Source organism: Aeromonas sp. R2-4, assembly GCF_040908365.1.
GTDB classification, from domain to species: Bacteria; Pseudomonadota; Gammaproteobacteria; order Enterobacterales; family Aeromonadaceae; genus Aeromonas; species Aeromonas veronii.
The window spans coordinates 218207-240195 of record NZ_JBFODO010000002.1; the positions used below are offsets into that span (position 1 = coordinate 218207).

Here is a 21989-nt window from a genome sequence, read left to right on the forward strand (position 1 = left end):
GGTGGCAACAAGCGAACAGAGGTAATTGATGGAACAGAAGAAACGGATCTGGGTGGCGGTTGGCGTCATCGAGAATGAACGGGGCGATATCTTCATCGCCCGACGCTCCTCCGATCGCCATCAGGGGGATCGCTGGGAGTTTCCCGGTGGCAAGGTGGAGTCGGGCGAGGATCTGCTAACCGCACTGGATCGGGAGCTGTGGGAAGAGATCGGCATTCGGGTATTGGATTGTGCCCCCTTCATGGAGCTGCAGCACGACTACCCCGAGAAGCAGGTATTGCTGGATATCTGGAAGGTGACCCGTTTCAGCGGCGAGCCGTTCGGCAAGGAGGGGCAGGAGTGCCTGTGGGTGCCGGTGGCCGAGCTGCACAACTACCACTTCCCCGATGCCAATGGCCCGATTGTAGCGCGGCTACAGGGTCTGCTGGCGTGAGCCGGTAGCAATCAACAAGCATGAAAAAAGGGCCAATCGGCCCTTTTTTCATATTGCAGAGGTGCGTGACCAGGGGCTTACAGCCACTGATCGCCCTCTTCCTGCTCCGGCAGCAGATCCGGGTTGATCTCCCCCGGGATCCGCTTCTCTTCATCGGCCCATTCGCCGAGATCGATCAGCTGGCAGCGCTTGCTGCAGAAGGGGCGGAACGGACTCTGCGGGCCCCACTCCACTTCGCTCTGACAGGTCGGACACTTTACCTTGGTGACCATAAGCCCTCCTTAGCAGCAGGCGAGCTGGAACGGCACGTCGCCAATCGGCTGTTCTGCGGTGGGCAGAAAACGCAAGGCGAAGCGGTTCTTGTGGCCGCTCAGGGTCGGGTAGCAGAACAGATTGCCCGGCAGCTTGATGCGGATCAGCTCGGCGCTCTCGGCGGTGTCCTGGAAGAAACCGTTGTTGGCAACCTGCTCACTGAAACTGCCTGATTCACGCCACAGGCGCAGCAGCAGGGTGATGGCATTCATCAGCAGGTTGATATCGCTCAGCCAGCCTTGCATCTGCTGGTGACGGGTGATGGCCGGGGTACCGAGCCAGTGGTGTAGCTGCGGCACATCGAAGGCACACAGACCACCCGGGATGGAGAAGCGCTGGCGGATGGAGCCGAGCAGACGATCCTCTTTCAGGCGGGCACCCGGGCGTGGCGAATTGAGCAGGTTGCGGGAGAGCTGGCTGCTCTCTTGCTGCATCAGTTTGATCTGCTCCAGATCGACGTCGGGCAGGCTGGCCCAGTGGCTCAGACGCTGGCCGAGACGCTCCAGATCCTTGATGAGGTCGGCGCGCAGGTCACCACGCTCCAGCAACTCCTGCAGATCGAACAGCCCCTTGAAGAAGGCGATATGTGCCCAGGATTGTTCACTCTCCAGATTGTCACGGATCTGGGAAAACAGGGACTCCAGACGAAGATAGGTCCGGCTTTTTTCATTGAGGGGGAAATCGTAAATCATGCCTAATCCTGGCCAGCCATAAACCGGCCTAGTGTACTCACACTTGGCGGGCTTGTTGAGAGGCAATTGCCAGATATGTCTCGTGCAGCGCCAAAATCCGCGTTTTAATCGCCATTTCGCTGCCATTGTGGTTTTCGATGACATCATCCGCCGCAGCGAGACGCTCCGACCGACTCGCCTGAGCGGCGATGATGGCCCGGGCCTGCTCGGCCGATACCCCATCCCGACGGCAGGTGCGCTCAATCTGGGTTGCTTCGTCCACATCGATCACCAGTACCCGATTGGCGAGGCCGGTGAGTTTGTTCTCCACCAGCAGTGGTACCACCAGCAGACAGTAAGGTGAACTGGCTGCGGCACACTGGCGCTGCATTTCGCTGCGAATCTGCGGGTGGAGCAAAGCATTGAGCCACTCCTTGGCCTGTGGGTTACTGAAGACCCGCTCGCGCAGGGCGCGACGGTCGAGTTGACCGCTAGGATCAATCACATCCGGGCCAAAATGGTCGGTGATGGCGGCAAGAGCCGGGGTGCCCGGCTCTACGACCTCGCGGGCGATCACATCGGCATCCACCACCTCGATACCCAGCGCGGCAAACTGATTGGCGATTGTGGTCTTGCCGCTGCCGATACCACCTGTGATAGCAACTACATACATGGGGGCCTCTTGCTCAAAGCAGGGTAGAGAGATACCAGCGGGTGATGGTATCGCCCCATAGCAGGGCGATCCAGCCCGCGATGGCGAGGTAGGGGCCGAAGGGAATGGGCTTGCCCTGATGGTGTTTGTGCAAGGCGATCAGACTGATGCCGATCACGGCACCGACCAGAGATGAGAGCAGCAGAATTATGGGCAGCGCCTGCCAGCCGAGCCAGGCACCCAGCGCTGCCAGCAGCTTGAAGTCGCCATAGCCCATCCCCTCCTTGCCAGTGAGCAGCTTGAAGGCCCAGTAGAGGCTCCAGAGCACCAGATAGCCCGCCATGGCACCGATCACGGCATCCGCCAGCGGCACGAAGCCGCCTGCCAGGTTGAACAGCAGCCCGCCCCACAGCAGTGGCAAGGTGAGCTGGTCGGGCAGCAACATCTTGTCGAGATCGATAAAGGTGAGGGCGACCAGTACCCAGGTCAGCAGCAGGGCGGCCAGCGTCCCCCAGCCTGGCGTTATGACCATGGCAACGGCCACCGAGAGCAGGGCGGTCAGCAGCTCTACCAGCGGATAGCGGGCCGAGATGGGGGTCTGACAGTCGCGGCAACGCCCTTTGAGCCAGAGCCAGCTCAACAGCGGGATGTTCTCCAGCGCAGTGATGGCGTGGCCACAGTGAGGGCATGCGGAGCGCGGCACCATCAGGTTGTAGCACTCTGGCGCAGTGGCCTCCTCATCAGTGGCGAAGTAGCTGCGATATTCGGCCTGCCACTCCCGTTCCAGCATGATGGGCAAGCGGTGGATGACCACGTTAAGGAAGCTGCCGATCATCAGGGAGAAGAGAAAAACCAGCGAGAAGTAGAGCCAGGGCAAGCTGTGAGCCAGCTCGAGAAGAAGTGTCATAACCAACCGTCAGTTATTGAATGAGGGGGAGGGCATGGTTGTGGTGCCATGCCCTGATGAATCAGCCTACCACGTCGCCAAGCTTGAAGATGGGCAGGTACATGGCGATAACCATGCCGCCGACCAGCACCCCGAGCACCACCATGATGAGGGGTTCCAGCAGGCTGGTGAGGCCATCGACCAGATCATCCACCTCCTGTTCGAAGATGGTGGCGACCTTGGAGAGCATATCATCGATGGCGCCGGACTCCTCACCGATCATCACCATCTGGATCACCATGTCGGGGAAGAGATCGACGGTGCGCATTGCCACGTTGATCTGCATACCGGCCACCACCTCGTTGCGGATCGCCATGACCGCGGTGCGATAGACATAGTTACCCGAGGCCCCAGCCGCCGAAATCAGCGCATCCACCAGCGGGATACCGGCGGAGAAGGTGGTCGACAGGGTGCGGGCAAAGCGAGCCATGGCCGCCTTGTGCAGGATCATCCCGACCACCGGAATGGTGAGGACGAACTTGTCGGTATTGTCTTTCACCTTCTGGGAGGCCCGCCAAGCCCGCACATAGAGGAAGATGCCAAGGGCAGTGCCACCAAAGAAGACATACCACCAGTTCTGCATAAAGCGGGAGATACCGATGACAAACTGGGTGAACACCGGCAGCTCGGCGCCGAAGCTCTTGAAGATATCCTCGAACTGCGGAATGACGAACAGCAGCAGGATGGAGGTGACCACGATGGCGACCAGAATGACCATGGTGGGGTAGAACATCGCCTTCTTGATCTTCGACTTGAGCGCTTCCGACTTTTCCCGATAGGTGGCGATACGGTCGTAGATGGTTTCCAGCGCACCGGATTGCTCACCGGCTTCCACCAGATCGCAGTAGAGATCGTCAAAGTAGAGGGGATGGCGGCGCAGTGCCTCCGACATGGGGGTACCGGTCTCAACATCGGCGGCAATCTGCCCCATCAGCTCGCGCATCGAGGCTTTCTCGTGACTGCGGGCGATGATCTGCAGGCTCTGCACCAGTGGTACACCGGCGGAAAGCATTGTGGTGATCTGGCGTGAGACGATGGCGATATCCATCGGTTTGATCTTGGCGCCGCCCTTGGAGAAGAGCCCCTGGGACTTCTTGGCCACCTTGGTGACGTTGACCCCTTGCTTGCGCAGTTCGGCCTTGACGGTGTTGATGCTGTCGGCCTGCAGCTCGCCGGAGACCTTCTGCCCCTTGCGATTAACCCCGTGCCAGCGGAAGGCGAAGACTTTCTTGGGGGCATTGTTCTTTTTCGTTAGGGTTGCCATCTTTGCATCCTGCAATGGGGTTGGTTGTCAGAGCCTGGCTCTGCACGTCACCAACCTGGTCAAGGTGCCCGACTGGCTTTATGCCTGCGGGGTACTGATAGGGTGGGTGGTACCTTCTTGGCGCCTGCCCGGTCACTTGAATATCTGATTACTCTGTCGTTCGGACTATCATCCGTTCCGTGTTCGTGAACGACGAATTTGCTCTGCCAACCAAACCGGCGGGTCGTCCCGCACACGGATCAGTTGGTGGTGACCCGGTTGACTTCGGCCAGACTGGTGACCCCGAGCCGGGCCTTCTCCAGTCCCGAGGTGCGCAGGGTGCGCATCCCCTCCTTCTGCGCGATAGCTGCGATTTGCAGGGAGTTGGCCCCCTGCATGATCAATTTGGCGATGTTCTCTGACATCAGCATGATTTCGTAGATGCCGACCCGTCCCTTGTAGCCGCCGGAACACTCCTTGCAACCGACCGGTTTGAACAGTCGCAGCCCGGCTGCCAGCTGCTGCGGCGTAAAGCCCAGCTCCAGCAGTTCGGCTTCCGGCACCACTTCCGGCGCTTTGCAGTGGTCGCACAGTTTACGGGCCAACCGCTGGGCCATGATCAGGGTCACCGAGGAGGCGATGTTGAAGGCCGGAACCCCCATGTTCATCATCCGGGTCAGGGTCTCGGCGGCGGAGTTGGTATGCAGGGTGGAGAGCACCAGGTGACCGGTCTGCGCCGCCTTGATAGCGATCTCGGCGGTTTCGAGATCGCGAATTTCCCCCACCATCACCACATCCGGGTCTTGCCGCAGGAAGGAGCGCAGGGCGCTGGCGAAGGTTAGCCCCGCCTTGGGGTTGACCTGCACCTGGTTGACGCCGGGCAGGTTGATCTCCACCGGGTCTTCGGCGGTGGAGATGTTTACCTCGGTGGTGTTGAGAATATTGAGGCCGGTATAGAGCGAGACCGTTTTGCCCGAGCCGGTGGGGCCGGTCACCAGGATCATCCCCTGTGGTTTGGAGAGGGCGCGCAGGTACTGCGCCTTCTGCCGGTCATCAAAGCCGAGTTGTTCGATATTGAGGCGTGCCGCCGAGGAGTCGAGCAGACGGATAACGATCTTCTCCCCCCACATGGTGGGCAGGGTGTTGACCCGCATATCCATCGACTTGTTGCGCGACAGCTTCAGCTTGATGCGGCCATCCTGCGGCAGCCGCCGTTCGGCAATATCGAGTCGTGCCATAACCTTGAGGCGGGCGGAGAAGCGGTTGGAGAGGTTGACCGGCGGCGTAGCAATTTCATGCAAAATGCCATCGATGCGAAAGCGCACCCGATACTTGAACTCATAGGGCTCGAAGTGCAGGTCGGAGGCACCGCGCTTGATGGCATCCATCAGGATTTTGTTGATGTACTTGACGATGGGAGCATCGTCATCGGCAGTATTGACGCTCTCGTCCAGCCGACTGTTTTCGTCGGAGACTTCGAGATCAGAAATCTCGGACTCGTCGATATCCTCCATGCCGAGGGCGTCATTTTCGCTCTCCAGCAGCTTGCCGATGGCGGCGGTGAGCTTGTTCTCCTCCACCAGCAGCGCCTCGGTATGAAGGCCGAAGCTGAAGCCAAAGTCCTCCAACGCCGAGACATTGGTCGGGTCCGACATGGCGATATAGAGGGTGTGGCCCTGGGTGTAGATGGGCAGGACGTGGTGTTTCTCAATCAGCTTCTGATTGAGGTACTTCTGCGGGATCTCGGCCAAATCGAAGGCGGCAAGATCCAGCAGAGGTACCCCATACTCCAGCTCGCAGAAATCGGCGAGCGCCTTGCTGTCGAGGATCTCGTTCTCTATCAGAAATGTCACAAAGGGTTTGCGCTGGGCCTTGGCCTGGCTCAGATAGCGCTGGGAGTCCTCTTCACTGATCAGTGAAGAGGCGGCCAGGCTTAACGCCAGGCCGCTATTAGGACTAGAGGTCATGCGTTAACAGAGACCGCCTGCTTCACATGTTCCACCCTTAACCCAGGTTACTTGGCGAGTGGTAGTATTGGCTGTACCGGTTAATGTAAACGCGTTGTTTGTTGCGCCAAAAGGAGCAGTGGCCCCAGTAGCTGTAATCACAACACCAGTAGCGCCACTGGCGGCCGCATCAACAGTTGCGACTATCGCCGTGTTGAATGCGCCGCTGACTGCTGAGTCACCAGCGGTGGAGCATGTTGCCATTAAGTTCGCATCCACAGTTGCTGAAGAGCCTTGGATACAAACTTCAACTGCGGTTTTTGCTGGGCCTACAGCTGAGACAACTTCAGCAAATTTAGCCCGCTTTGTATATGTTTGATACGCAGGCAGTGCTACCGCCGCCAGAATGGCCACGATCGCGACCACGATCATCAGTTCAATAAGGGTAAAACCCGATTGTTTCTTCATTTGAAATATCCTTTTATCCTTGGTTCCTGGGAAGTGTCGGTAGAAAACCATCCGAACGTCAGTATCTTATCCGAGCTGTCAGGGGTGGCAACAGAGATTGCTGCCTTTGTTAACCACTTTCATGTCATTTACCAAAAACTTGATGCGAGTCATAAAATAAGTGGCTTCTTATGACTCTTTGTTACGGGTGAAAGCGGGTCCGTCATTACACTCCTTTGCTGAGGGATCCTGCATAAAGAAAAGGCGCCCATGGCGCCTTTTGCAAGTTGTTTATCCGGTTAGGTCGAGTATTTGCTCAGGCCTGAGGGGGGAATCTCACTGCTGGATAAAGCGCATGGAGAGATCGAGCGCCCGCACATGCTTGGTGAGCGCCCCGACCGAGATAAAATCGACGCCGGTGGCCGCAAACTCGGCCAGAGTGTCGAGGGTCACATTGCCGGAGACTTCCAGCTTGGCGCGGCCCTGATTGATGGCGACCGCTTCCCGCATCATGGTCACGTCGAAGTTGTCCAGCATCACGATATCGGCCTTTGCCGCCAGTGCCTGTTCCAGCTCTGCCAGTGATTCGACCTCCACCTCTACCGGTTTGCCCGGATTGAGATGACGAGCCTCATTAATCGCCTCGGCAATGCCGCCACAGGCGAGGATATGGTTCTCTTTGATGAGGTAAGCGTCGTAGAGGCCGATGCGGTGATTCTTGCCACCGCCGCAGGTGACTGCGTACTTCTGGGCGGTGCGCAGCCCGGGGATGGTCTTGCGGGTGTCGAGCAGACGGCAGTCGGTGCCCTCCAGCTCCGCCACATAGCGAGCGGTGAGGGTGGCGACGCCGGAGAGGGTCTGGACAAAGTTCAGGGCATTGCGCTCGCCGGTCAGCAGCAGGCGGGCAGGGCCGTGGAGGCGGAACAGCTCCTGATTGGGGGAGAGCACTTCCCCATCCTGCACCTTCCACTCCACCTTCACGTCGCCGCCGAGTTGTACGAACACCTCGTCGACCCATGGCTGGCCGCAGAACACACCGGCCTCACGGGTGATGACCCGGGCGCTGGCCATCCGATCCGCCGGGATCAGCTGGGCGGTGATATCGGCGCTGGCGTCCGGTTGGTCCAGCGTGGTGAGGGCATCGCCCAGATCTTCGAGTAGTGCGGCGCGCACGGCGCGGCTGACATCCTGTTGAAACATGCCTTATTCCTGCAAGGGTCTGAGCAGCAGTTGCCGCTCCTTTTGAACCAGCTCCAGCCGACCGAGGGCGTTCATGCCAACCAGCACTTCGTCACCGTCTGCCGCCGGATTGATAAAGATGGCCAGATCGTACAAGGTCAATGGCCCCATCGCCAGCGTTTCGATGGTGCCGTTGCCGACCCGGATCTGCCCTGCGGCGGTATTGACCTGGCTGCTGCCATAAGCGGTCAGGCCGAGGCGCTCGGCAACCTGCTGCGGGATGGTGATACGGGTGGCGCCGGTATCGAGCAGCAGTTGCACCGGCTGGCCGTTGATGGCACCCTCCAGACGATAGTGGCCGCTCTGGTCGGCCCGCAGCAACAGCTCGCCGCTGGCCGTGACGCTGGGTTGGTTGCGGGAGTGAAAATAGAGGGTCAGCAGACCCATCAAAGAGAGCCAGGTCAGTAACCACATCCAGCGTGCCGTGTGCTGCATACCCCATCCATATCGAGCGGAAGATGACTCAGCCTAACATACCATTTCCCTTGGATTCAGTGAGTTGGTGTTGGGTTGCCTATCAGGTATCTTCGTTTTCTCGCCATTTATCAGTCAACTCGAGTAGCCGATGACTCAACTCGCTTCGCAACCTTGTTTCTCTATCGATGCCGCTGGCTGGTGCCAGCAGGCGCGCCGGGTGCCTTCTCCCCATCACAACGAACGGGCCGCGCCGGATGATATCTCCCTGCTGGTGGTGCATGGCATCAGCCTGCCGCCGGGGGAGTTTGGCGGTCCCTTTATCGACGATCTCTTTATGGGACGACTCGACTCCGAGGCTCACCCCTATTTTGCCGGTATCCATCAGCTGCGAGTCTCGGCTCATTGCCTGATCCGCCGTGATGGCGAGCTGGTGCAGTATGTACCGTTTGGCGCGCGCGCCTGGCATGCAGGTGTCTCGAGCTGGCAGGGGAGGGAGGCATGCAATGACTTCTCCATCGGTATCGAGCTGGAAGGGACCGACGAGACCCCCTATACCGAGGCTCAGTACCGGGCGCTGGCGGGGCTCACCCGAGCCATTTCGGAGCGCTATCCGGCGATTACCCACGAAAAAATTGTCGGCCATTGCGATATCGCACCAGGGCGCAAGACGGATCCTGGAGCCAGTTTTCAGTGGGATTACTACCGGCAATTACTAAACAGCTAAAGTAAATATTCAAATTTAGTTTGGATTTTAAAATCAATGGCTTGCCTATCTGGCAGGCCATTTTTGTCTCTGGTTGCGCAAATGTTATTTGTGAGCGCGGTCAAGAATATTGGTCAGACCATTTTCTATGAGCTAAATCATGTTTCCCCTGCTTTACCTCTTAAGTGGCAGGGCTGATTCTTGACTCAGATCATCTTTTGAGTGGACTTTTCAAAAGGCCTCTGCTAATTTTCGCCCCATCCATAAAATTGGTAATACCAATTTAACAAAGTAGCCTCATGCCCTATCGCAAGATTACGCAACCCAAGTTGGCCGACTCCATTGTCGCCGAGCTGGAACAGATGATTCTGGAAGGCAGCCTGCAGCCGGGGCAGAAATTGCCTCCCGAGCGGGAACTCGCCATCCAGTTTCAGGTATCGCGCCCCTCCTTGCGCGAAGCCATCCAGCGACTGGAAGCGCGCGGATTGCTTTATCGCCGTCAGGGCGGCGGCACTTATGTGCAGAATGCCCTGAGCAAGGGGATCGCCGATCCTCTGTTCGAACTGCTCAGTACCCACCCGGAAGCCCAGTATGACCTGCTGGAGTTTCGCCACGCGCTGGAAGGCATCTGTGCCTACTACGCGGCCTTGCGGGGAACCGGGTCTGATTTCGAGCGCATTCGTCAGGTGCAAACCACCATCGAAGAGGCGGGCCAGCTGGGCTCGCTGGTGGCCGAATCGGCAGCCGTGACCCAGTTCTATCTGGCGGTGGCCGAGGCGTCCCACAACGTGGTGCTGCTACACCTGCTGCGGGCCATGAGCCCGATGCTCGAGCAGAACATTCTGCAGAATAACGAGATTTTGAATCGCCGCCCGGGAGTGGTAGCCAAGATACGTCGCCATCGCGCGAATCTGATCGAGGCTATTCTTTCGGGGGCTCCGGAGCGGGCCAGAACAGCTTGTCATGAGCATCTGGCCTTTATCGAGGACACCTTGTTGGATATGCAGAGGGAAGACAGCCGGATCCAGCGATCCATGCGTCGGATCCGTCAGCAGGAAAACTAATCCCACAAGGCTCTATTGTCGAATGCTTGCGCCCTTCGCCGTGCAATGCCGTGCAATCACAACAACATAGGAACCAGCCATGTCTGATATCCTGAAGAACGATGTGGACCCGATAGAAACGCTGGAGTGGCTTGCCTCTCTGGAATCCCTGCTGCGTGAAGAGGGTCCGCAACGCGCTCAGTTCATCCTTGAACAGTTGGCCGAGAAAGCCCGCGTAAGCGGTGTGGACGTGGCTGCCAAGGCAAATCGCGATTACATCAACACCATCCCGTCCAGCGACGAGCCGGACTACCCGGGTGACCTGGAGATGGAACGCCGTATTCGCGCCATCATCCGCTGGAACGCCATGATGATCGTGCTGCGCGCGTCCAAGAAAGACCTGGACTTGGGTGGTCACATGTCTTCCTTCGCTTCTTCTGCGACCATCTATGATGTTTGCTTCAACCACTTTTTCCGTGCTCGCAATGAGAAGGATGGTGGCGATCTGGTTTACTTCCAGGGTCACATCTCCCCGGGCATCTATGCTCGCGCCTTTGCTGAAGGTCGTCTGACCGAAGAGCAGCTGGACAACTTCCGTCAGGAAGTGGACGGCAAGGGTATCCCTTCCTATCCGCACCCGAAACTGATGCCGGACTTCTGGCAGTTCCCGACCGTATCCATGGGTCTGGGCCCTATCGCCGCCATCTATCAGGCTCGCTTCCTGAAGTACCTGACCGACCGTGGTATCAAGGATTGCTCCGAGCAGACCGTTTACGCCTTCCTGGGTGACGGCGAGATGGACGAGCCGGAAGCCAAGGGCGCCCTGACCGTTGCCGTGCGTGAAAAGCTCGACAACCTGGTATTCGTGGTCAACTGCAACCTGCAGCGTCTGGATGGTCCAGTTGTCGGTAACGGCAAGGTCATCAACGAGCTGGAAGGCCTGTTCGCAGGCGCCGGTTGGGATGTCACCAAGGTTATCTGGGGTCGCAAGTGGGATGAGCTGCTGAAGAAAGACACTTCCGGCAAGCTGATCCAGCTGATGAACGAGACCGTGGACGGTGACTACCAGACCATGAAGTCCCGCGACGGTGGCTACATCCGTGAGCACTTCTTCAACCGTTATCCGGAAACTGCCGCGCTGGTCAAAGACATGACCGACGAGGAGATCTTCGCCCTGAACCGCGGTGGTCACGATCCTCGCAAGCTGTTCGCCGCATTCAACAAGGCGACCCAGACCAAGGGCAAGCCGACCGTTATTCTGGCCAAGACCATCAAGGGTTACGGCATGGGTGAAGCGGCCGAAGGCAAGAACATCGCTCACCAGGTCAAGAAGATGGAGCTGGACTCCGTGCGTCACCTGCGTGACCGCTTCAACCTGCCGGTGGCCGACGAGCAGCTGGCCGATCTGCCTTACCTGAAGATCGAAGCCGGTTCTGCCGAGCACAAATACCTGCACGACCGTCGCACTGCCCTGAAAGGCTATGTGCCGACCCGTCTGCGCGAAAGCACCACCAAGCTGGAAATCCCGGCATTGGATGCCTTCGGTCCGCTGCTGGGTGAGCAGGCGCGCGAAATCTCCACCACCATGGCGTTCGTGCGTTCCCTGAACGTGATGCTGAAAGACAAGTCCATCGGCAAGCGCATCGTCCCGATCCTCGCTGACGAAGCCCGTACCTTCGGTATGGAAGGTCTGTTCCGCCAGATTGGTATCTACAGCCCGCACGGTCAGCAGTACACCCCGCAAGACCGCGACATCGTCTCCTACTACAAGGAAGACAAGCAGGGTCAGGTTCTGCAAGACGGTATCAACGAGCTGGGCGCCATGTCCTCCTGGCTGGCTGCTGCGACCTCTTACAGCACCAACGACTGCCCGATGATCCCGTTCTACATCTACTACTCCATGTTCGGCTTCCAGCGGATCGGCGACATGGCGTGGGCAGCCGGTGACCAGCAAGCCCGTGGCTTCCTGCTGGGTGCGACCTCCGGTCGTACTACCCTGAACGGCGAAGGTCTGCAGCACGAAGATGGTCACAGCCACATCCTGGCGAACACCATCCCGAACTGCATCTCCTACGATCCGTCCTACGCCTATGAAGTGGCGGTGATCGTACAGGACGGCCTGCGCCGCATGTACGGTGAGAACCCGGAGAACGTGTTCTACTACATCACCACCCTGAACGAGAACTACGCCATGCCGGCCATGCCGGAAGGCGCCGAGGAAGGCATCCGCAAGGGTATCTACAAGCTGGAATCCGTCGCCGGTGCCAAGGCGAAAGTTCAGCTGCTGGGTTGTGGTTCCATCTTGGGTCACGTGCGCAAGGCTGCCCAGATCCTGGCCAGCGAGTACGGCATCGGTTCCGATGTGTTCAGCGTCACCTCCTTCAACGAGCTGGCCCGTGACGGTCAGGACGCGGATCGCTGGAACATGCTGCACCCGACTGCCGAAGCTCGCGTACCGTACATCGCTCAGGTACTGGGTTCCGAAGCCACCATCGCTGCGACCGACTACATGAAGTCCTTCGCCGATCAGGTTCGCGCTTTCGTTCCGACCGAGAACTACCGTGTGCTGGGTACCGACGGTTACGGCCGTTCCGACAGCCGTGCCAACCTGCGTCGTCACTTCGAAGTGAACGAGTTCTACGTGGTGGTTGCTGCTCTGACCGAACTGGCCAAGCGCGGCGAGGTAGACAAGCAGGTTGTGGCCGACGCCATCGCCAAGTACGGCATCGATGCCGACAAGGTCAACCCGCTGTACGCGTAAGTGGATCAAGGGTCGTGCCGTCATGCTGCGCGACCCTGCCAGGATTTAAAACGGTTAACGCGAGATGTGCGTGGCGGCATCAGCCAGTCACGCGGATCGACGCAAGAGGATAAAGCACAATGTCCAAACAGATTATGGTGCCGGATATCGGCGCCGATGAGGTTGAAGTCACCGAGATCATGGTGGCCGTGGGTGACAAGGTCGAGCTGGACCAGTCCATCATCGCGGTAGAAGGCGACAAGGCCTCCATGGAAGTTCCGGCCCCGTCCGCCGGTATCGTTAAAGAGATCCTGATCAAGGTGGGCGACAAGGTTGCCACCGGTTCCCAGATCATGATCTTCGAAGCCGAAGGCGCTGCCGCCCCTGCTGAAGTGGCTGCACCGGTTGCTGCTGCTCCGGCCGCCGCACCTGCCGCTGCCGTGCGCAAAGATGTGCACGTGCCGGACATCGGTGACGACGAAGTGGACGTGACTGAAATCATGGTTGCCGTCGGCGACATGGTAGAAGCTGACCAGTCCATCATTGCTGTGGAAGGTGACAAGGCCTCCATGGAAGTACCGGCACCGTTCGCAGGCCGCGTAGTCGAGATCAAGGTTGCCGCTGGTGCCAAGGTCTCTACCGGCTCTCTGGTGATGGTATTTGAAGTGGCTGGCGCTGCGCCTGCTGCCGTTGCTGCTCCGGCTCAAGCTGCCGCGCCCGTGGCTGCTGCCCCGGTTGCCGCTGCTGCCAAAGAGGTTAACGTACCGGATATCGGTGGCGACGAAGTGGAAGTCACCGAGATCATGGTTGCCGTGGGTGACAAGGTTGAAGCTGACCAGTCCCTGATCGCCGTGGAAGGTGACAAGGCCTCCATGGAAGTGCCTGCGCCGTTCGCCGGTGTGGTCAAAGAGATCAAGGTGAAGGCGGGTGACAAGGTCTCCACCGGTTCCCTGATCATGGTCTTCGAAGTGGCTGGCGCTGCTCCTGCTGCCGCGCCGGTTGCTCAAGCTGCCGCCCCAGTCGCTGCAGCCCCTGTTGCCGCTGCTCCGGCTCCGGTTGCCCAGGCTGCTGCCGCTGCGACCGATTTCGTTGCCAACGACGCCTACGTGCACGCTTCTCCGGCGGTACGCCGTCTGGCGCGCGAGTTCGGCGTCAACCTGGCCAAGGTGAAAGCCTCCGGTCGCAAGGGCCGCATCGTCAAAGAAGACGTGCAAGCCTACGTGAAGGATGCCATCAAGCGTGCCGAGTCCGCTCCTGCCTCTGCCGGCGTAGCCGGTGGCAACGGTCTGGGCGTCCTGCCGTGGCCGAAAGTAGACTTCAGCAAGTTCGGTGATGTGGAAGAGGTCGAGCTGACCCGCATCCAGAAGATCTCCGGTCCGAACCTGCACCGCAACTGGGTCATGATCCCTCATGTCACCCAGTTCGACGAAGCCGATACCACCGAGCTGGAAGCGTTCCGCAAAGAGCAGAACGCGATGCTCGAGAAGCAGAAGGCCGACGTGAAGATCACCCCGCTGGTGTTCATCCTGAAAGCCGCCGCCAAGGCGCTGGAAGCTCACCCGCGCTTCTGCAGCTCCCTGTCCGAAGATGGCAGCAAGCTGATCATGAAGAAGTACATCCACATCGGTGTGGCGGTAGATACCCCCAACGGTCTGGTTGTGCCCGTGGTGCGCGATGTTAACAAGAAGGGCATCATGGAGCTGTCTCGCGATCTGGCCGAGATCTCCAAGAAGGCCCGTGCCGGCAAGCTGACCGCTGCCGACATGCAGGGCGGTTGCTTCACCATCTCCAGCCTGGGTGGCATCGGCGGTACCAGCTTTACCCCGATCGTCAACGCGCCGGAAGTGGCCATCCTCGGTGTCTCCAAGTCCGAGATGAAGCCGAAGTGGAATGGCAAAGAGTTTGCGCCGCGCCTGATGCTGCCGCTGGCTCTGAGCTACGACCACCGCGTGATCGATGGTGCCGATGGTGCTCGCTTCATCACCACCATGAACGGCGTGCTGTCCGACATTCGTCGACTGGTCCTGTAAGTGAGAGGGCGGGCCCAGAGCCTGCCCTTTTTACTTCTCATTTCATTAACATGATCGTAAACTTGCCCCGTTTTTTTCACAGCTGCAGCCACCCGTTTCGGTATAAGACTGCGCTGTCCGGGGATATAAGAACGACAAAGAGGTCATGATGAGTAAAGAAATCAAAACCCAGGTCGTAGTACTGGGTGCTGGCCCTGCCGGTTATTCCGCTGCTTTCCGTGCAGCCGATCTGGGTCTGGATACTATTATCGTCGAGCGTTACTCCACCCTGGGTGGCGTCTGCCTGAACGTGGGCTGCATCCCCTCCAAGGCGTTGCTGCACGTTGCCAAAGTGATTGAAGAAGCCAAGGCGCTGGCCGAGCACGGCATCGTCTTCGGTGCACCGCAGACCGACATCGACAAGATCCGTCTGTGGAAAGAGAAGGTTATCAACCAGCTGACCGGCGGTCTGGCTGGCATGGCCAAGATGCGTAAAGTTCAGGTTGTTAACGGCTTGGGTAAATTTACCGGCCCGAACACCCTGGAAGTGGAAGGTGCCGACGGCAAGACTACCGTGACCTTCGACAACGCCATCATCGCGGCCGGTTCCCGTCCGGTGAAACTGCCGTTCATCCCGCACGATGATCCCCGCGTATGGGACTCTACCGATGCGCTGGAGCTGAAAACCGTTCCCGGCAAACTGCTGGTTATCGGTGGTGGCATCATCGGTCTGGAGATGGGTACCGTTTACTCCTCTCTGGGTTCCGAGATCGACGTGGTGGAATTTGCCGACCAGCTGGTTCCGGCTGCCGACAAAGATATCGTCAAGATTTACACCAAGCGCGTCGCCAAGAAATTCAACATCATGCTGGAGACCAAGGTCACCGCAGTTGAAGCTCGCGAAGACGGCCTGTACGTCTCCTATGAAGGCAAGCACGCTCCGGCCGAGCCGGTTCGTTACGACAACGTGCTGGTTGCCGTAGGTCGTGTGCCGAACGGCAAGATGCTGGATGCCGAGAAGGCAGGCGTTGCCGTGACCGAGCGCGGTTTCATCGAGGTGGACAAGCAGCTGCGTACCAATGTGGCGCACATTCACGCCATCGGTGACATCGTGGGTCAGCCGATGCTGGCCCACAAAGGTGTTCACGAAGGTCACGTTGCCGCCGAAGTGATCGCCGGCAAGAAGCACTACTTCGACCCGAAAGTGATCCCGTCCATCGCCTACACCGAGCCAGAGATGGCATGGGTTGGTCTGACCGAGAAGGAAGCCAAGCAACAGGGCCTGAACTTCGAAGTCGCCACCTTCCCGTGGGCTGCTTCCGGCCGCGCCATCGCGTCTGATTGCTCCGACGGCATGACCAAGCTGATCTTCGACAAGGAGAGCGGCCGAGTCATCGGTGGTGCCATCGTGGGTACCAACGGTGGTGAACTGCTGGGTGAAATCGGTCTGGCCATCGAAATGGGTGCTGACGCCGAAGATATCGCGCTGACCATCCACGCTCACCCGACTCTGCACGAGTCCGTGGGTCTGGCTGCCGAAGTGTTCGAAGGCTCCATCACCGACCTGCCGAACGCCAAGGCCAAGAAGAAAAAGTAATTTTATTCCTCGCTTGTCTAAAAAGCCGCTCGAATGAGCGGCTTTTTGTTTTCTCCTTGCGGCCCCGACTTCGACAAAGCCCAATATGCTAAAGATAGGTTTTGGCACTGACGAGAGAGGCACGATGCTAGAAGCCCCCATTCCACCTGATGAGGTATTGCGGCTGGAGACCCTGCGGCGGCTCTCTTTGCTGGATTCCGAGGCCGAGGAGCGGTTTGACCGGCTGACCCGCATGGCCCGACGGGTATTCAATGTCCCCATCGCGCTGGTGAGTCTGGTAGATGAAGATCGCCAGTGGTTCAAATCCTGTATCGGGCTGGAGGTCAGTGAGACCGCGCGTGACATTTCGTTCTGTGGCCACGCCATCATGGGCAATGAGACCTTCATCGTGCCGGATGCTTCGCAGGATCCCCGCTTTGCCGACAATCCGCTGGTGGTGGGCGGGCCCGGCATCCGCTTCTATGCCGGACAGCCACTGCGGATCGCCAACGGCTGCAAACTGGGGACGCTCTGCATCATAGATACGGTGCCGCGGGAATTGAGCGATGAGGATGTGGGGTTGCTCAAGGATCTGGCGGCGATGGTGGTGCGGGAGCTCGAAGCAGTGCAGCTGGCCACCATTGATGAGTTGACTCTGATCTCCAATCGACGCGGGTTCGTGATGCTGGCGGAGAAGAGCCTCTCGCTGGCCAGTCGTTTGCAGATGCCGCTGGCGCTGCTCTATCTGGATCTCAATGGCTTCAAGGGGATCAACGATCGGTGGGGGCATGCAGAAGGGGATCGGGCCCTGATCGCCTTTGCCACTCTGCTCAAGCAGGCTTTTCGTGGCGCCGACGTGTTTGCCCGCATGGGCGGCGATGAGTTTGCCGTCCTGTTGCCCAATGTGGTGGAGGCGCAGGCACAGCTGGCCTATGAGCGTTTCAATGCCATGTTGGCCGAGCACAATCAGCACAGTGGTTGCGGTTATGCGCTGACCTGCAGCACCGGAATTGTCTGCTATGACGGGCGCGGCTGTGTCTCTCTGGCCGAGCTGCTCACCCGCGCGGATGAGCTGATGTATCAGCGCAAACGGGATGGCAAGGGCTGACTGCTATGCCGGATTAGCCGCCACCAAAACAACAGAGAGCGCCACGGCGCTCTCTGTTGTTGATGACTCAGGTCAAGGTCGGGGTCAGAGTCGGAAGTTGCCAACCAGCTTGTCGAGCTGACCGGAGAGCTGCTGCAGGCTGCGGCTCGAGTCGGTCAGCTGGTGGGCAATGTCGGCGGTCTCCATGGTGAGCTGGTTGATATCTTCCACGTTGCGGTTGATCTCGCCGACCACGCTCGACTGCTCCTCGGTGGCGGTGGCGACCTGGATATTCATGTCGTTGATCTGGGTGATATGGGCGGTGATCTGGCCGAGGGCGGCGTTGGCCTCATCGGCCTGGCTCACTACCTCCAGACTCTGGTTACGCCCCTGCGCCATGGCGCTGACGGCGCGGGCACTCTGCTCCTGCAAGCGGTTGATCATCCCCTGGATCTCGGCAGTCGAGGCGGCGGAGCGATTGGCCAGATTGCGCACTTCATCTGCTACCACGGCGAAACCGCGACCCTGTTCACCGGCGCGAGCGGCCTCGATGGCGGCGTTCAGTGCCAGCAGGTTGGTCTGCTCCGAGATGCTGCGGATGGTTTCGAGGATGCTGCCGATGGAGTCGGTCTGGCTCGCCAGCGACTCGATAACCCCTGCCACCTGCTCAATCTCGCCAGAGAGGTCGACGATGCCGTGGCGCGCCTGCGCTACCACTACTGCCCCTGCATCGGCCTGGTCGTTGGCTTGTCTGGCTACTTCGGCTGCCAGAGAGGCGTTACCGGCGATCTCGCTCACCGTGGCCCCCATTTCGTGGATGGCGGTGGCCACCTGCACGGTGCGGTCACGCTGGGCAGTACAGTTGTGCTGGGTCAGCTGCGCCTTGTTGGCCACCTCGTTGGCGGTGGCCGCGAGCTGGCGGGAGTTCTCTGCCACCTGCTCGATGGATCCGTGGATCTTGGCGACGAAGTTGTTGAAGCCGGTGGCGACCTGACTCAGTTCGTCACGTCCCTCCACTTTCAGGCGCTGGGTAAGATCCCCATCGCCGCTACCCAGCTCCTTGAACAGGCGGGCCAGCTCGTTGAGCGGGCGGCTGACCGAGCCTGCCAGCAGCATCCCCATCAGCCCCATGGCAAGCGCAATCACCAGCGAGATCATCAGGATCTCGTTGCGGGTCTGATCCAGCTCGGCATAGATCTCGGCTTCTGGCACCTGGGCCACCAGATACCAGTCGAGCAGCGGGATATAGCTGCTGGCCAGTACCATGGGCTCGCCATTTACCTCGGCGTTGATGACGGCAAAGGGGCGTTTGGCCAGCAGGCTGCCGGTATCACCGCTGGCGATGCCGCCCAAGGTATCGCGTTCGATACGGTTGGCCTCGGGGTGCAGCTTCACCTTGCCGCTGCCATCGACCATAAAGACGATGCCGCTCTCTTCCAGCCGGAAGTTGGAGACCATGGTCACCATGGTGTCGAGGGATTTGGCAAAGCCGGCCAGCCCGCGCCCGTTGAGCTGCTGGAAGTTGACGAACAGCTTCACCTCGCCGTTGCTCTCGCGGAAGATGCTGAGGGTCATCTCCTTCTGGCTCTTGGTGTAGTCATAGAACCAGGCGTCTTGCGTGGGGGTCAGGTTGCGCAGAAAGCCATCCTGGTTGTAGTAGGCTGCACTCTGGCGATCGGCGAAGGAGGCGGTCACCAGACCATACTGGTTGGCCACATCCTTGAGCTGGTTGATGAGGATCGGCTCCTGCTCTTTGGGCATGCCCCGATCCACCCAGTCGAGGATGAAGCGGTCGGTGGCCAGTTGGCGGGCGGCCTGGGCGATGCCGTGGAGATCCTGTTCAATCTCCTTGCTGATCCGCTGGGTCAGGTTGGGGAGCTCCTGCTCGAACATCCGGTTTTCGATCAGTTGCTGGGCCGAGCGTTGGCTGAAGTAGCCTACCAGCAGGCAGGAGACGACCACGGCCAGGGTGACCGTGGCCAGTATTTTCTGTTTAAGAGTGAGGGTTGCCAGCATAAAGGTGCTCAAAAGGTTGAGATTGACGACGCTCATATTAGCGGCAGCGCGGCGCTACCCATGAGGCTTGCAGCCCTTTATTTGCGGATTACGTTTGCGCTCACAGGGGCGGCGGCGTGCCCCTTCGCCATGCAGCACAGGCGGGATGCGGATTGACGGTTGCGCTAACTGCCGGGCCCCTTATAGTAGAGGCCATCCTTGGTGACTGACCCTCTGAATAATATGGAAAATATGATGCGCAGCTTAGGTGCGGGATGGACCCGTCTGCTTTTGGTGATGCTGGCGGCCTGCCCGCTGCTGGCTGTGGCGGCACAGGGGGAGCGCCCGAAAATTGCGGTGGTGCTCAGCGGCGGCGGCGCCAAGGGTTCTGCCCATATCGGCATCCTCAAGGTGCTGGAGCAGAAACGGATTCCGGTCGACATCATAGTCGGCACCAGCATGGGCTCTTATGTGGCGGGGATGTATGCCATGGGGCTCAGTGCCGAGGAGGTGGAGCGCACCACCTTGGCCATCGACTGGAACAAGGGGTATCAGGACAAGGTTGGCCGCGACGAGCTGTCGCTGCGCAAGAAGCAACAGAACGAGCAGTATCAGCTGCGCACCGACATCGGGGTGAATGGCGACACCACCCAGCTGCCGGACGGTTTCTTTCAGGGCCAATCCATGGCCAGCCTGCTGCGGGGGGCCACCTCCAACCTGCCGGTGCAGGCGAGCTTCGATGATCTCCCCATTCCCTACCGCGCCATGGCGACTGACATGGAGACGGTCACCCCCTTTGTGCTGGATCACGGCAGCTTGGCCAAGGCGATGCAGGCCTCCATGTCCATTCCCGGCGCCCTCAAGCCGGTGGAGTGGGAGGGGCACATCCTGGCGGACGGCGGCAGCGTCAACAACATGCCGGTGGATGTCGCCAAGGCGATGGGGGCCGACGTGGTGATCGCGGTGGATATCGGTGCCAAGCTGCGTACCCGGGAGTCCCTCAAGTCAGGGTTGGCGATGATTGACCAGCTCACCACCTATATGACCCAGGTGGGTACCGACAAGCAGAAGGCGCTGATGGGGCCGAAAGACATACTGATCGCACCCGAGTTTGGCGATATGGGGATCGCCGACTTTGCCCGGATGCCGGAGGGGATCAAGATCGGTGAGACGGCGGCTGACAAGGTGTCGCTGCAACTCGATAAACTGTCGCTCACCAAGGCGCAGTACAACGCCTATCGCAACCAGAAGCTGAGCCGCCGTGCCGAGCGTAGCGGTCAGCCCGCCTACTTCATCGACAAGGTGGAGATCATCAACAAGTCGCGCCTCTCCGACGAGACGGTGCGCGCCATGCTCAAAGTGCGGCCGGACAAGGTACAGACCAACGAGAGTCTGGAAGCGGGCATTCGCCGCCTCTATGCCCTTGAGTCGTTCGATCGCATCACCTACGAGGTGGAGGAGCGTGACGGGGAAAACGTGCTGCTGGTGGATGCCAGCGAGAAGAACTGGGGGCCGGGCTACCTCAACTTCCAGTTCGGTTTCACCGATGACTTCGAGAACACCTCCAACTACAACGTCGGCATGTCCTATACCCTCACCAACGTCAACGAGTGGGGGGCCGAGTGGCTGACCGAGGCGTCGCTGGGCACGGCCAAACATATCAAGACCGACTTCTATACCCCGCTCGAACCCTCCCAGACCTTCTATGGTGAGGCGAGTCTGGCCTATGACCAGACCCTGCGCCGCCTGTTTTTCCCCAATCCGGATCCCGAGACGGTTTCGATAAGCTATCTCGACTCCGAATACTCCTTCTTCAGCGGTGATCTGGCGGTGGGCTGGAACCGCCAGCCCTGGAGCAGGTTGTCGATGGGGCTGGAGGGACAACTGGGCACGATTGATGTGAAGAACTTCAAGGGGCTGGAGATGGATGCCACGGCGTGGGGCCCCTATGTCCGCTTTGAACACGACAACCTGGATAGCCGCTATTTCCCCTATCAGGGGATGAAATGGGACATGAAACTGGGCCATTCCCACGTCAGTGTGGATGGGCTCGAGTCGGCAGATGGGCACAGTGAAGGCTGGAATTATCAGCTCTCGATGATCAAGCCCTGGTCATGGGACAGGCACAGCCTCAACTTGATCCTCGAAGGGGGTGGCTCGGGCAGTGAAGAGGTGGTGCCGCTGCATATTCAGGATCTGGGCGGACTGTTCCGCCTCTCCGGTTTCCAGCGCTACCAGCTGAGCGGTCGCTACAGCCTGTTTGGTGGCCTGCGTTACATCTATCGTGTGGCAGACAATGACTTCGGTGCCCTCAAGATGCCGCTCTATCTGGGTGGATCTCTGGAGCAGGGCGGGGTCTGGAACAAGGGTGAGGATATCAGTCTGGAGAGCTCGTTTACCGCCGGGTCGGTTTATGTCGGGGTGGAGAGCTTCCTCGGCCCTGTGTTCCTCGGCTACGGCATGGCAGAGGGGGGCAATGACGTCTTCTATCTGCAATTGGGCAGTACGTTCGAATAATGCTGAAATGATG

At 59.4% G+C, this 21989-nt stretch carries 18 protein-coding genes; 8 read left to right on the forward strand and 10 right to left on the reverse strand.

The features are described 5' to 3' along the window. Positions 1 to 28: 28 nt before the first annotated feature. Positions 29 to 433, forward strand: coding sequence for an 8-oxo-dGTP diphosphatase MutT (gene mutT / locus AB5Z05_RS01310; protein ID WP_019444787.1), 405 nt, complete (start codon positions 29 to 31; stop codon positions 431 to 433). 77 nt (positions 434 to 510) lie between these two features. Here the strand turns inward: mutT and yacG are convergent, their stop codons facing one another. From yacG to AB5Z05_RS01355, 9 genes are all read right to left on the reverse strand, one after another. Continuing rightward, positions 511 to 705, reverse strand: a complete 195-nt coding sequence (gene yacG / locus AB5Z05_RS01315) for a DNA gyrase inhibitor YacG (protein ID WP_021231282.1) — start codon at positions 703 to 705, stop codon at positions 511 to 513. Between the two features lie 9 nt (positions 706 to 714). After that, on the reverse strand, positions 715 to 1437 hold the full coding sequence (zapD, locus tag AB5Z05_RS01320; RefSeq protein WP_021231281.1) for a cell division protein ZapD: 723 nt from the start codon (positions 1435 to 1437) through the stop codon (positions 715 to 717). 37 nt (positions 1438 to 1474) lie between these two features. Next, positions 1475 to 2089, reverse strand: coding sequence for a dephospho-CoA kinase (coaE, locus tag AB5Z05_RS01325; protein WP_368149921.1), 615 nt, complete (start codon positions 2087 to 2089; stop codon positions 1475 to 1477). A 13-nt stretch (positions 2090 to 2102) separates the two neighbouring features. Then, the gene (locus AB5Z05_RS01330) at positions 2103 to 2975 is read right to left on the reverse strand and encodes an A24 family peptidase (RefSeq protein ID WP_368149922.1); all 873 of its coding nucleotides are present in this window, start codon (positions 2973 to 2975) and stop codon (positions 2103 to 2105) included. A 61-nt stretch (positions 2976 to 3036) separates the two neighbouring features. Further along, the gene (locus AB5Z05_RS01335; protein ID WP_111806478.1) at positions 3037 to 4278 is read right to left on the reverse strand and encodes a type II secretion system F family protein; all 1242 of its coding nucleotides are present in this window, start codon (positions 4276 to 4278) and stop codon (positions 3037 to 3039) included. Between the two features lie 239 nt (positions 4279 to 4517). Then, complete coding sequence (gene tapB / locus AB5Z05_RS01340; protein WP_005336134.1) at positions 4518 to 6224, reverse strand: PilB family type IVa pilus assembly ATPase TapB; 1707 nt, start codon at positions 6222 to 6224, stop codon at positions 4518 to 4520. 3 nt (positions 6225 to 6227) lie between these two features. Continuing rightward, the gene (locus AB5Z05_RS01345; protein ID WP_201990574.1) at positions 6228 to 6671 is read right to left on the reverse strand and encodes a prepilin-type N-terminal cleavage/methylation domain-containing protein; all 444 of its coding nucleotides are present in this window, start codon (positions 6669 to 6671) and stop codon (positions 6228 to 6230) included. A 315-nt stretch (positions 6672 to 6986) separates the two neighbouring features. Further along, positions 6987 to 7850, reverse strand: coding sequence for a carboxylating nicotinate-nucleotide diphosphorylase (gene nadC, locus AB5Z05_RS01350; RefSeq protein WP_043821973.1), 864 nt, complete (start codon positions 7848 to 7850; stop codon positions 6987 to 6989). A gap of 3 nt (positions 7851 to 7853) precedes the next feature. Continuing rightward, a complete protein-coding gene (locus AB5Z05_RS01355) occupies positions 7854 to 8324 on the reverse strand; it encodes a TIGR02281 family clan AA aspartic protease (protein ID WP_005355088.1) in 471 nt (156 codons plus the stop codon). A 130-nt stretch (positions 8325 to 8454) separates the two neighbouring features. On the opposite strand from AB5Z05_RS01355, the gene ampD reads away from it, so the two are divergent. From ampD to AB5Z05_RS01385, 6 genes are all read left to right on the forward strand, one after another. Further along, on the forward strand, positions 8455 to 9030 hold the full coding sequence (gene ampD / locus AB5Z05_RS01360; RefSeq protein ID WP_201958483.1) for a 1,6-anhydro-N-acetylmuramyl-L-alanine amidase AmpD: 576 nt from the start codon (positions 8455 to 8457) through the stop codon (positions 9028 to 9030). Between the two features lie 278 nt (positions 9031 to 9308). Then, positions 9309 to 10073, forward strand: coding sequence for a pyruvate dehydrogenase complex transcriptional repressor PdhR (pdhR, locus tag AB5Z05_RS01365; RefSeq protein WP_005336127.1), 765 nt, complete (start codon positions 9309 to 9311; stop codon positions 10071 to 10073). A 79-nt stretch (positions 10074 to 10152) separates the two neighbouring features. Beyond that, positions 10153 to 12813 (forward strand): pyruvate dehydrogenase (acetyl-transferring), homodimeric type, encoded by a 2661-nt coding sequence (aceE, locus tag AB5Z05_RS01370; protein WP_005355086.1) that lies wholly within the window; start codon positions 10153 to 10155, stop codon positions 12811 to 12813. A 119-nt stretch (positions 12814 to 12932) separates the two neighbouring features. After that, positions 12933 to 14822 carry a pyruvate dehydrogenase complex dihydrolipoyllysine-residue acetyltransferase gene (gene aceF / locus AB5Z05_RS01375; RefSeq protein ID WP_005336125.1) on the forward strand — a complete coding sequence of 630 codons (1890 nt, stop codon included), beginning with the start codon at positions 12933 to 12935 and terminating at the stop codon, positions 14820 to 14822. Positions 14823 to 14970: 148 nt separating this feature from the next. Next, positions 14971 to 16398 (forward strand): dihydrolipoyl dehydrogenase, encoded by a 1428-nt coding sequence (lpdA, locus tag AB5Z05_RS01380; protein ID WP_005336123.1) that lies wholly within the window; start codon positions 14971 to 14973, stop codon positions 16396 to 16398. A gap of 124 nt (positions 16399 to 16522) precedes the next feature. Next, positions 16523 to 17485 (forward strand): sensor domain-containing diguanylate cyclase, encoded by a 963-nt coding sequence (locus AB5Z05_RS01385; RefSeq protein WP_368149923.1) that lies wholly within the window; start codon positions 16523 to 16525, stop codon positions 17483 to 17485. Between the two features lie 84 nt (positions 17486 to 17569). On the opposite strand, the gene AB5Z05_RS01390 is transcribed toward AB5Z05_RS01385, so the two are convergent. Continuing rightward, the gene (locus tag AB5Z05_RS01390; protein ID WP_368149924.1) at positions 17570 to 19480 is read right to left on the reverse strand and encodes a methyl-accepting chemotaxis protein; all 1911 of its coding nucleotides are present in this window, start codon (positions 19478 to 19480) and stop codon (positions 17570 to 17572) included. A gap of 234 nt (positions 19481 to 19714) precedes the next feature. Here AB5Z05_RS01390 and AB5Z05_RS01395 point away from each other — a divergent pair, with 234 nt between their 5' ends. Then, complete coding sequence (locus AB5Z05_RS01395; protein WP_368149945.1) at positions 19715 to 21976, forward strand: patatin-like phospholipase family protein; 2262 nt, start codon at positions 19715 to 19717, stop codon at positions 21974 to 21976. The last annotated feature ends 13 nt before the right edge of the window (positions 21977 to 21989 follow it).